This window comes from Enterobacter vonholyi (genome assembly GCF_040834095.1).
In the GTDB taxonomy this organism is placed as follows: domain Bacteria; phylum Pseudomonadota; class Gammaproteobacteria; order Enterobacterales; family Enterobacteriaceae; genus Enterobacter; species Enterobacter vonholyi.
The window spans coordinates 3,638,885-3,649,620 of sequence record NZ_CP162152.1 but is presented as its reverse complement, the minus strand read 5'-3'; the positions used below and the strand labels follow the sequence as shown (position 1 = coordinate 3,649,620).

Genomic DNA, 10,736 nt, shown 5'->3' with positions numbered 1-10,736 from the left:
GATGGATATTAATGACAAAATTAGATTATTAGGTGAAGGATTAAAGGATCGGTTGGATCCTTCGCTAGTTGACTTTGCCCTTGATTATATTGGGTTCTCAGAGAACGTATTAGCATTTGAAACGCTATGTGATCACATCGCTGATTTTGATGTTGTGATTAGTAGAGATGAATACACGCAAGTACTTAAAATAGCTAATGATCTTGGTTTAGAAATAGATAGTAGATATACATATATCAATCCAGAGAAATAACATTCTAATAACTATGACTAATCCCGGCCTCAGCGCCGGGATCTTCTCTTTAACCGTCAGAGCTTAACCGGTTCGATCACCAGCCGTCCCTGCTCCACGCTGACCAACACCGGGGCACAGGGCACCACCATTAATGCCGGTGAGAATGTCTCTGTCCGTGCCGGAAATGACATTGCTGGCGTGGGGGTACAGATCGCGGGTAAACAGGTGGCGCTGGATGCGGGGCTGGATATTCTGCTGTCTGCCTCCCGGAACACAACCCACTCTGAGAGTAAAAACTGCGGCAGCCAGTTCAGCGTCGGTGTCGGTGTGAGCCTGATTGGTGCGCAAAACGGCATCTCGGTGGAGCTGGGAGCGTCACAGCATAAGGGGCAGGAAAACAGCCAGTCGCAGCGCAATACGAACAGTGTTATCCATGCTGATGAACAGCTTACGGTGAACAGCGGACGCGACACCACCCTGAAAGGTGCGGAGCTGGAAGGTAATCGTGTGGTGGTGAATACCGGGCGCGATCTCACCATCAGCAGCGTGCAGGATACGGCCAGTTATGACAGCAAGCAGTCTTCGTCAGGCGCGTCCCTCAGCCTGTGCATACCGCCACTGTGTTATGGTGCGTCTTCCGGTAGCGTCAGTGCATCGGGTGAGAATATCACCCAGAATGGTAAGAGCGTTGCTGAACAGAGCGGGATATTCGCAGGCAAGGGCGGCTTTGCCGTCACCACCGGAAATCATACCCAGCTTGACGGCGCGGTGATTGCATCCACGGCGTCTGCAGATAAAAATAGCCTCGACACGGGTACGCTGGGTTTCAGTAATCTCCACAACGAGAGCCAGACCAGCGGCAACGGCTACACGGTGGCGCTTTCCGGCAGCGCGGGCGGCAGCGGAAACGGTGAAAACCGCAACCTGGCACCGGCAATCGGTACGGGCCAGGCAGAAGAGAGCCACACCGGGACGACCTCATCAGCGGTGAGTGGCGGTAGCATTGTCATTCGCAACCCGGCGGGACAGAAACAGGATATTGCTGACCTGAGCCGTGATACGGCTGACGCCCACCACGGCGTGGACGTGAACGGTGATGTGCAGAAGGTCAGGGATAACCTGGCGGTCCAGAGCGAAGGCGCGGCGCTGGCCACCTCTGCGCTGGATGCTTACGGTAAGTATGCGGAGCAGAAAGCGCGGGAATCCAATGCGGCGCTGGGCGCGAAGCTGGCATCTGAAGGGAAACTGCAGGGCGATACGCCGCAGGAGCAGGAAGCGTTCCTGAAGACGCAGCCCGGATATCAGAATACCGAGTACGGTCCGGGGAGTGCCTTCTGGACGAAGGGCAGCGCAGCGGCGGGATTACTGGCAGGTGCGCTTGGCGGTAACCTGAAGGCAGGCGCGGCAGCAGGGGCGGCCCCTCTGCTGGCGACCCTGGTCAAGGAGCAGAAAGACCCGACAGCCCGTGCCGCGCTGCACGGTATTGTAGCTGCAGCGCTGACGCAGCTGAGTGGCGGGAGCACTGCGGATGGCCTGAAGGCTGGTGCCATTGGAGCCATTACGGCCTCGGCGATGACCGACCATCTGATCAGTGCGCTGTATGGAGATAAAAAATCCAGTGACCTGACGCCAGAGGAAAAACGGCTGGTCAGTAGCCTCGTGAGTATCGCGGGTGGTCTGGCGGGCGCTGCGGTGACGGATGGCAGTGTCTCCATGGCGGCGGCGGCGTCAGAAACGGCGAAGGTGGAGGTTGAGAATAACTCGCTGGGTGTCGTTATACAGGGCGGTAAACTGGCTGCACAGGGATGTCTGAAAATTTCTGCTTGCCGTGATCGCCTGGTTGCCAGTGGTCTGGGTGCTTTACTGGGGATTGGTGCATCCACATCAGCAATGGATACATTGTCACAAGATGAGCAGTTACATCTGATCTATGTGGCCTCGCTCAATGATCCTTCCCAGCTCAGTCAGTTAAATGATGCTCAGAAAGCGGCCTATGAGTCCCTGACAGGTAAGACAATCACCAGTACTGGTGGTACGCAGGTCATTAACCCGGGACCATCAAATACTGGTGGAGACCAGACTGTAACCGGAAATACGCCCTCCAACACAGGGAATAATAGTGTAGCAACCGGAGGGATAAATCATACTGGTAATACCAACGGTGATGGAGCGTCAAACAATAATGGCTGGACGACAACTACGCCTGTTCCGGATTCTCCTTCACTGGATGATCTTTTCTATCAGAACGAGAAGATCCCCGGCCTTGAAAAGGTTCGCCCTGAAAATCCCGGTTATCCAGCCAATCAGAGTGTTATTGAAAAAATGAACGAACCTAAGTTTATTGCCTGGATAGGCAATACAGATTGTACGGATTGCTCAGATATCGCACCTAAGCTTCTCGATGCAGCTGGCGGGCACGGGAAAATTATTGAAGCAAGGCCGACGACTCCGTACAACTTAAATGTGTATGAAAATGGAAAAATTGTACATGAACAAGCTTTCCATCAGGTTTATACCGATGGTCAGTATGTTTACGATCCAAGAGTGTCCTTAAAACCGATTCCTAAAGGAGATTGGGAAAAACATATCAAATCTATAAATCAGGGAAGTGTTACGATCTCTGATAAATTACAGGGGTTAAAATAATGTTTCCGATAGGTAAGAAAGAAACAATCTTGTTGGACTTCATTGGTTCTCTTGGAAAACTGGAGTGGTTACATTATCAGAGCCGTATTGAAGATGAATGGATAAATGACCATTTTGAAAAAATTGATCGCTCTAAGTACCCTCCTTATACCAGTTTTCGTTTTGAAAAAGAGGTTCCAGAAGTTATCACCTTACTGGAAGATGCGATTCAATCATATAAAGGTAAAGTTGAGTGGTGTATGACCCATCATCCGAAAGAGTATGGTACTGGTGTTAATCATCGTATTTTGCCTACATTTGTTAAAAATCTCAGAGCGAGTGAAGGTATGGAAGATGTTAACGAGTATATTGAAAACCATTATCCTGATTTTGGCCCAATCGCCTATGAAGATCTTGTTGGACTGACGGAGCATGTTCAATTAGTTTTCAAAAATGCTGGATATGGCGCATAAATTTTCTTTATATGCTCTGTAATAACATTTTGATATGGAGTCTTAAACCGTTATACGTACGGACGGAAAAAAGTGTCAGGTGGCTATTTTAGTCCGAATGCCTTAACAATAATGGCTAGCGCCATCTATCCTGGCATCTGCGCATTTCTTTGTTTTGTAGACCCGGTAAGCGAATCGCTACCGGGCCATGGCAGATTAATTATTGACTCATCACCCTTTCGGGAACACCCAAACATGCTTCTCCGGCAGCGAAAGATGGCAGTGCTGCGGATCCCGAACCTCATGCCCATACGCACGAATGACAAAATCATCTCCCACCGTGCGGAACAGGTATTCCCAGCGGTCGCCGAGATACATGCTGGTAAGCAGCGGCAGCTCAAGCTGATTTTCCCCTGGCCCCTCGACTACCGCCACGCGCTCGACGCGGATCACCGCCGTGGCTTCATCACCGCTCTGCACCCCTTCACCGGCCTGACCCCACAGCACCCAGCCTTTTCCTTCGATACGCGCTCTGCCGTCGCGCACTTCGGTGACCTTGCCGTGCAGGCGATTGTTGCTGCCCATAAACTCGGCGGTAAACAGCGTTTTCGGCGAGCCGTACATCTCCTGCGGCGTGCCCTGTTGCTCAATTTTGCCGTTGTTGAGCAGCAGGATGCGGTCGGATATGGACATCGCTTCGTTCTGGTCGTGCGTCACCATCAGTGCCGATAGCCCGAGCTTGATAATCAGCTCGCGCAGGAACACGCGGGCCTCTTCACGCAGCTTGGCGTCGAGGTTAGAGAGCGGCTCGTCCAGCAAAATTACCGGCGGGTTGTACACCAGCGCCCGGCCGATCGCCACGCGCTGCTGCTGTCCACCGGAGAGCTGGTGCGGGTGACGTTTGCCAAGATGGCCCAGACCCAGCTGGTCCAGCACGTCCTGCACGCGCTGCTGGATCTCTTTGGCCGGGACTTTGCGCAGCTTGAGCGGATAGGCCACGTTCTCAAACACGGTTTTGTGCGGCCACAGAGCATAGGACTGGAACACCAGCCCCAGGTTACGCTCTTCCGCCGGGACCTCGCTGCGCGGCGTGCCGTCGTAAACTTTATTGTTGCCAATCACAATCGACCCCTGGGTCGGTTTTTCCAGACCCGCGACGGCGCGGAGCAGGGTGGTTTTGCCGCTGCCGGAGGGGCCTAACAGGGAGACCACTTCGCCGCGCTTCAGGTTCATGGAGACACCTTTTAAAACAGGATTGTCGCCGTAGGTTAAGTGCAGATCGTCAACCGCTAATTCAATCATGTATTTTCACTCCGAAACGAAGGGCAATGCCCAGACCTACCACGACCAGCAGGATGTTAATGAAAGAGAGCGCCGCCACGATATCAATGGCACCCGCGGCCCAGAGGGAAACCAGCATCGATCCGATGGTTTCCGTGCCGGGTGAAAGCAGGTACACACCCGTTGAATATTCGCGCTCAAAGATCAGGAACATCAGCAGCCACGAACCGATAAGACCGTAGCGGGAGAGCGGAATGGTGACGTGGCGGGTGATCTGCCCGCGCGTCGCCCCGGTGCTGCGCGCCGCCTCTTCAAGCTCCGGTCCCACCTGCAGCAGCGTGGAAGAGATGAGCCTCAGCCCGTAAGCCATCCACACCACGGTATAGGCCAGCCAGACGCTGAAAATGGTGCTGCGCAGCGAGCGCAGCCAGACGATGACGTTTTCACGCATCCAGTCGGTCCAGGCAAACCCGGAAAGCCAGCCGGATTTCAGCGAGTTATCCAGCCACATCGGCAGGAACAGGAACACCCACAGGAACGCCAGACCCGCCAGCAGGCCAGGCACGGCGCGCGGCACCAGCACGCTGTAGTCCAGGAAACGCGTGGTGTTGTCCGGCTTACGGTGCATGGCAATGCCGACAAACAGGTAGCACACCACGGCCAGCGCGCCGCCAATCACGCCAATCGCCATGGAGTTGACGATGGCGCGCAGCAGGTTGGGCTGCGCCCAGATGGTGCGGAAGGTGTTCAGAGAAAGCTCGTCCCACAGCGAAACGCCAACGCCCCAGTTTGAGATAAACGCGCGCAATACCACGCCGAGCAGCGGAACGCCGATGGTGACGGTGAGCCAGAAGGCAATCACCGCGCCAGCCACCCAGCGCCATTTACCCAGCGGCAGCGCGCGGGCCTGCGAGGCCTTGCCCTTCATGGTGACGAAGCGGTTGGCGGTGCGCATCAGGCGACGCTGGAGCATCACCAGCGGGATGGTGATGCAGATCAGCACCACGGCAACCGCCGCCATCAGGTTATAGGATGGGGTGCCCATCTTGTTCGTCAGCTTATAGAGATAGGTCGCCAGCACCATATTGCCTTCCGGGTCGCCGAGTACCAGCATCAGGCCGAACACCTCCAGCCCGAGGAAGAACAGCAGCACGGTGGCGTACAGAATGGACGGGCGCACCATCGGCAGGCTGACGGAGGTCATCACCTGCCAGGGCGACGCGCCCGCTGTGCGCGCGGCTTCTTCCACATCGGAGCCCACGCTGCGCAGCGCTGACGAGATATACAGATAGGCGTGCGGGACGTGCGTCAGGCCGGCGATGACCACAATGCTCGACATGTCGTAGATGTTCCACGGCACAAAGCCAATCAGCGCCTGAGCCCACTGGGAGAGAAAGCCCACCGGACCGGCAGCCACCACGTAGCCAAAGCCCAGCACCATCGGTGAAACGAAAATCGGGACCAGGATCAGCGGCTCAATCAACCGGCGACCGGGCAGGTCGGTGCGTACCATCAGAAACGCCAGCACGCCGCCCAGCGGGATTGAGATAAAGACTAGCCCGAAAGCAAGAATAAAGCCGCTTTTCAGGGCCTTATAAAAATCAGGGTCGGTGAAAATAAATTCAAATGATTCAAAGCTCCACTCTTTTGACGGCGAAAAGAACGGGGCGGACAGGAAGCTCTGTATCACGATAAACGACAGCGGCGTGTAGATAACCAGGGCGGTTATCAGCACGACGATGCCTCGCGGCAGGCTTTGCCACTTTCTGCGTAATGTATTCATGGGGTATCCCTGGTGTTGCAGCCCAGAAAAACGAACTCAGTCGATAAGGGAGCGCGGCGGCCTGCGCCGCGCTCAGACTCTTATTTACCGGCGGCGGTACGCCACTCTTTGATGTACTCCAGGCGTTTTTTCGGCTGCAGGTATTCCAGCAGCGTTTCATCAACCGGAATTGGCTTCAGCGCGTTGCCGAGGATTTTGGTCAGGCCGTCGATATCATTCTTGCCTTCGATATCGTTACGAATGGAGGGGATGTCCGCCTGATTGGCCAGAATGTTTTGCCCTTGCTCAGACAGCACATAGTCAAGCCACAGCTTCGCGGCGTTGCTGTTTTGCGATTGCTGGCTGATGAACGACACGCGCGACAGCACCAGGGTGTAATCTTTTGGATAGGCAATGCCGAGCGACGGATCGTTCTTCGCGCGCGCTTCCGCGTAGGAACCGAGGATGTTGAAGCCGATCAGGTTTTCACCGGAGGAGACGCGCTCCATCATGGTGCCGGTAGACGACTGCACCGACAGGCCTCCTTTGGCGACGTCGGCCAGGGTCTTGAAGTAGTTAGGATCGGCGTTGTGATCCTGCACCGAAAGCATAAAGCCCAGACCCGATTTTTCGATGTCGTAGGTGGTGACTTTGTTCTTGAATTTGTCCGTCTGGCTGGCAATCAGCTTCGCCAGTGCGGCGTGAGAGTCCGGCACGTCGCCGGCCGGGATCAGACGCTTGTTGTAGATAAAGACCACCGGCTCATAGGTAGTGCCGTATGCCTTATCCTTCCAGACCGCCCATTTCGGCAGCTGGCTTTGCTCCGGCGATTTATACTCCATGGCGTAGTCGGTGGCGAGCTTCAGGCCGGTGTCCATCGAGGAGCTCCAGACCACGTCGCCGCTCACGCCGCCGGAGGCCTGTTCGCTGATGAAACGGTTGTACAGCTCGGTGCTGTTCATGTCGTTGTATTCGACTTTAATGCCTGGATAGGTTTTTTCGAAGCCCTGGATCAGCGGTCCGGCAGCTTTGATGTCGGTGGTGGAGTAAATAACAACCTTGCCCTCTTTCGTGGCGGCATCAACCACTTTTTGATACTCAGCAGGATAACCCTGCGGCAGGGCAGACAGTGCAGAAGCAGAGAACAGTACGGTAGCGGTAAGCAGAGAAATTCGGAACGTGTTCGACATTATAGTTAACCTTTTAGTTACATTTGAGGAACTAATTGTCAACATAGCGTAAAGCGCGCCTCCGACAATAGGGAGGCGATGGCAATGATTCCGAAGTGTGATTGTCGCCGTCGTTTCAGCAATTAACACCATAAAATCCGCGAACGTTAGCTTACGAACGGTTCTGGATTACGGTTTATCGGGGGCTTTGCGGTATAACCGGCGAGGATGACCAATATTGCCATACAGCATTTCGACGCTGATTAACCCGCTCTCCACGCAGTATTCGAGGTAGCGACGCCCCGTGGTTTTGCTGATCCCTACGTTTTCCACCACCTCTTCAACCGACATCGCGCTGTCGGGATGCTCGGCGAACAGGCGTTTTATCCGCTCCAGCGTCTGGGGTTCAATGCCCTTTGTGGACGGCGTAACGGAGGCTTCCGCGGCAGGCAGATGAAACAGGCGATCCAGCGCATGCTGGTCGACCACCTTTACCTGCTGTACGGTGTGGATGAAGCGCATAAACCGCTCCAGCGAGGCGTGCAGGCGCTGGAAAAAGACGGGCTTGATGAGGTAGTCAAACGCGCCGCTGCGCATGGCGTGGCTGCAGGTCTGCATATCGCTGGCGGCGGTGATGAAGATCACCGAACACTCATAGCTTTTCAGCAGCGGGTTATCGATGAGCTCCACGCCTTTACCGTCCGGGAGATAGTTGTCCAGCAGGATAAGCCGCGGCTGATGCTGACGAATCAGGCTGCATGCCTGCTCAATCGACGCGGCGATGCCCACCACGCGCAAATGAAAATTCTGCTCGATATACTCGCGATGCAGCTCCGCCAGGTGCGGCTCATCTTCAACGATCACAACATCAAGTGCTCGGGTCATGCTTTTGCCCATTCGGAATAAACACAGAAAAAATAGTCCCTTGTGGCGTGTTGTCGGCAATCTCAATAGTGCCGCCAGCCTTGTCGATATATCCTGCCACCAGATACAGGCCAATACCGTGCTCGGTGCCCACAATGTCGTTTTCGCTGTCCGGCTTGCTGCTGAATCCCTGGCGGAAAATGTGCGGCTTCATCGCATCCTCCACCCCGCAGCCCCGGTCGGCCACCTCGATCAGCAGCTCCTGGTTACGGTCTGAAATGTAAAGCTCTACCGGCGCGGGGACCGGTGCTTTAAGGGTTGCGTCCACCGCGTTGTCCAGCAGATTTCCAATAACCGACATCAGCTCCGTTTCGTTGAGCGTGGCGGGCATGCGGGTGAGCTGGCAGGCGGGATCAAACAGCAGCTCGATGCCTTTTTCGCGCGCGCTGACGTATTTTCCTAACAGCAGCCCACATAGCGCGGGAGAGGAAAAACGGGCGGAGACAAAGTCCAGCACCCGCTGCGCGCCTTCGGACTGCACCTGAATGTAACGAATCGCCTCGTCATAGTGTTTCATCTGCAGCAAGCCCACCAGCGTGGCGGTCCAGTTCAGCTGCTCGTGGCGCATAATGCGCAGGTTATCCGCATAGCGCTTGATCTGACTGAGCTGGCTGCTGAGGGTGTTGATGTCATTTTTGTCGCGAAAGCTGTAGACCCAGCCGCTTTCAACGCCCGGTTCGACCTCAATCGCCACGCGGTTGACGATCACCTCGCGCTGGTTCAGCACCGCAATCTGGTCGTGGCTGCCAGCGCTGACCGAGGCGTAGCGCTGGGATAAAAAGCCCGGCGACGTCTGCAGAACGTCTTCCAGCGGTTTACCGATAAGGTCTTTCTCACTTTGCCGAATATCCAGCATTTCTCGTGCGGCGCGGTTAATTAAGATCAGCTGCTTCTCTTCATTGACGGCAAATACCCCCTCATACATGGCTTCTAATAGCGCGCGCTGCTGCAAAACCAGTTGAGCGATATCTTTCGGCTCCAGTCGGAACATCTGTTTTTTGAGATTGCGGGTAAACAGCCAGGAGAACATAAACAGCAGCAGCAGAAGAGCCGCGCCGTACAGCCCGGACTGCCAGAGAATACGGGCGTTAATATTGGCAATATAGGAGGTCAGATAGCCGACCGAGACAATACCAATCACCTGGTGCTGCGCGTTAAAGATCGGCGCTTTGCTGCGCAGTGAAACCCCAATACCGCCCTGACGCACGGAAATAATGGTTTTGCCCTTTAATACCTCCGCGTTATCCCCGCCGATCATCGGTAAATTTATGCGCTCCGGGGATTCCGAATGATAAAGGTGCTGCTCCTGCGTATCGCCAATCACAATATAGCTGGCATCGCTTTGGGCGCGCAGCGGCTGAATTAACCGGGCGATGCCGGGGATATCCCGGGCCGCAACCATTGCAGCCAGACCCGGCATCAGCGCGATCTGGCTGGCCTGAACCCGGGCGCGCTGGCCGAGATCGTGATGGAGCTGCCGGTCAATAAAATGAAACAGGATCGTTCCCAGCAGAACTAACAGCAGGCAGGAGAAGCACACCAGCGCTAAAAATAGCTTTACCTGAAAAGAGAGTCTGCGTTTCATTCAACCTGCGGATGTTATGTAAAAGTGACATTTGCCGAGCCTGACATGGGCAAATAGCGGACGCAATCTGGCAAGAAAAGAGTTGTGACCTGGCTTTTCGTTTTCGGCGTTATAGCCAGCAGGATCCCGTCAGGCTATTCTTCATTCAGCACGATAATAATTACAGAGGCAATGTCATGGATAAAGAGCTACTGGATGCGGGTTACCGGGCCTATACCGGCGAGAAAATTGACGTTTACTTCAACACCGGGATCTGCAAACACTCCGGTAACTGCGTGCGTGGCAGCGCAAAGCTGTTTAATCTCAAACGTAAGCCGTGGATTATTCCCGATGAAGTGGACGTTGAAACGGTTGTCCGCGTGATTGATACCTGCCCGAGCGGTGCGCTGAAGTATCGCCAAAAATAAGCGAGGAACCATGGATATTCTGGAAGGCCATAACAAGTTTTACGTGAATGATGCGAACGGCAATCAGGTCGCGGAGATTGTCTTCGTACCGACCGGCGAGCACCTGAGCATTATCGAGCACACCGACGTGGATGAGAGCCTGAAAGGGCAGGGCGTCGGTAAACAGCTGGTAGCGAAAGTGGTGGAGAAGATGCGCGGTGAGAACCGTAAAATTATCCCGCTGTGCCCGTTCGCGAAACATGAGTTTGATAAAACGCGGGAATATGACGATATTCGGGCGTAAATAACACCGGCGA

General features: G+C 54.8%; 10 protein-coding genes. 5 read left to right on the top strand and 5 right to left on the bottom strand.

The annotated features are described in order from the left end of the window. Window position 1: 1 nt before the first annotated feature. The 3 genes from AB3N39_RS17090 (at window position 2) to AB3N39_RS17080 (ending at window position 3,333) form a co-directional block, all read left to right on the top strand. Window positions 2-253: a MafI family immunity protein gene (locus AB3N39_RS17090; RefSeq protein ID WP_133295100.1), complete on the top strand. Its 252-nt coding sequence runs from the start codon at window positions 2-4 to the stop codon at window positions 251-253. A 75-nt stretch (window positions 254-328) separates the two neighbouring features. Next, on the top strand, window positions 329-2,881 hold the full coding sequence (locus tag AB3N39_RS17085) for a hemagglutinin repeat-containing protein (RefSeq protein WP_367897314.1): 2,553 nt from the start codon (window positions 329-331) through the stop codon (window positions 2,879-2,881). Then, entirely contained in the window at window positions 2,881-3,333 is a 453-nt protein-coding gene (locus tag AB3N39_RS17080) for a hypothetical protein (RefSeq protein WP_136195108.1), read from the top strand. Before AB3N39_RS17085 ends, AB3N39_RS17080 begins: the two co-directional genes overlap by 1 nt. 210 nt (window positions 3,334-3,543) lie before the next feature. Here AB3N39_RS17080 and AB3N39_RS17075 read toward each other — a convergent pair whose 3' ends face one another. The 5 genes from AB3N39_RS17075 to AB3N39_RS17055 all read right to left on the bottom strand — a co-directional run bounded on the left by AB3N39_RS17075 (window position 3,544) and on the right by AB3N39_RS17055 (window position 10,033). Then, window positions 3,544-4,614 carry an ABC transporter ATP-binding protein gene (locus tag AB3N39_RS17075; protein ID WP_023326018.1) on the bottom strand — a complete coding sequence of 357 codons (1,071 nt, stop codon included), beginning with the start codon at window positions 4,612-4,614 and terminating at the stop codon, window positions 3,544-3,546. Further along, complete coding sequence (locus tag AB3N39_RS17070; protein ID WP_023333293.1) at window positions 4,607-6,376, bottom strand: iron ABC transporter permease; 1,770 nt, start codon at window positions 6,374-6,376, stop codon at window positions 4,607-4,609. The genes AB3N39_RS17075 and AB3N39_RS17070 overlap by 8 nt, the downstream gene beginning before the upstream one ends. 80 nt (window positions 6,377-6,456) lie before the next feature. Beyond that, on the bottom strand, window positions 6,457-7,545 hold the full coding sequence (locus tag AB3N39_RS17065; protein ID WP_045909906.1) for an ABC transporter substrate-binding protein: 1,089 nt from the start codon (window positions 7,543-7,545) through the stop codon (window positions 6,457-6,459). Between the two features lie 168 nt (window positions 7,546-7,713). Beyond that, window positions 7,714-8,409 (bottom strand): response regulator, encoded by a 696-nt coding sequence (locus tag AB3N39_RS17060; protein ID WP_023326016.1) that lies wholly within the window; start codon window positions 8,407-8,409, stop codon window positions 7,714-7,716. Further along, on the bottom strand, window positions 8,393-10,033 hold the full coding sequence (locus tag AB3N39_RS17055) for a sensor histidine kinase (protein WP_133295097.1): 1,641 nt from the start codon (window positions 10,031-10,033) through the stop codon (window positions 8,393-8,395). The genes AB3N39_RS17060 and AB3N39_RS17055 overlap by 17 nt, the downstream gene beginning before the upstream one ends. A gap of 176 nt (window positions 10,034-10,209) precedes the next feature. Between AB3N39_RS17055 and yjdI the strand changes: the two genes are divergently transcribed. After that, on the top strand, window positions 10,210-10,440 hold the full coding sequence (gene yjdI / locus AB3N39_RS17050; RefSeq protein ID WP_008499689.1) for a 4Fe-4S mono-cluster protein YjdI: 231 nt from the start codon (window positions 10,210-10,212) through the stop codon (window positions 10,438-10,440). A 10-nt stretch (window positions 10,441-10,450) separates the two neighbouring features. Next, window positions 10,451-10,723: a GNAT family N-acetyltransferase gene (locus AB3N39_RS17045; RefSeq protein ID WP_008499687.1), complete on the top strand. Its 273-nt coding sequence runs from the start codon at window positions 10,451-10,453 to the stop codon at window positions 10,721-10,723. Window positions 10,724-10,736: the final 13 nt, after the last annotated feature.

Excerpts from the sequence above, each read along its gene's own strand:
- AB3N39_RS17090 (WP_133295100.1), top strand. The coding sequence starts at position 2 with ATGGATATTAATGACAAAATTAGATTATTAGGTGAAGGATTAAAGGAT.
- AB3N39_RS17080 (WP_136195108.1), top strand. The coding sequence starts at position 2,881 with ATGTTTCCGATAGGTAAGAAAGAAACAATCTTGTTGGACTTCATTGGT.
- AB3N39_RS17075 (WP_023326018.1), bottom strand. The coding sequence starts at position 4,614 with ATGATTGAATTAGCGGTTGACGATCTGCACTTAACCTACGGCGACAAT.
- AB3N39_RS17070 (WP_023333293.1), bottom strand. The coding sequence starts at position 6,376 with ATGAATACATTACGCAGAAAGTGGCAAAGCCTGCCGCGAGGCATCGTC.
- AB3N39_RS17065 (WP_045909906.1), bottom strand. The coding sequence starts at position 7,545 with ATGTCGAACACGTTCCGAATTTCTCTGCTTACCGCTACCGTACTGTTC.
- AB3N39_RS17060 (WP_023326016.1), bottom strand. The coding sequence starts at position 8,409 with ATGACCCGAGCACTTGATGTTGTGATCGTTGAAGATGAGCCGCACCTG.
- AB3N39_RS17055 (WP_133295097.1), bottom strand. The coding sequence starts at position 10,033 with ATGAAACGCAGACTCTCTTTTCAGGTAAAGCTATTTTTAGCGCTGGTG.
- yjdI (WP_008499689.1), top strand. The coding sequence starts at position 10,210 with ATGGATAAAGAGCTACTGGATGCGGGTTACCGGGCCTATACCGGCGAG.
- AB3N39_RS17045 (WP_008499687.1), top strand. The coding sequence starts at position 10,451 with ATGGATATTCTGGAAGGCCATAACAAGTTTTACGTGAATGATGCGAAC.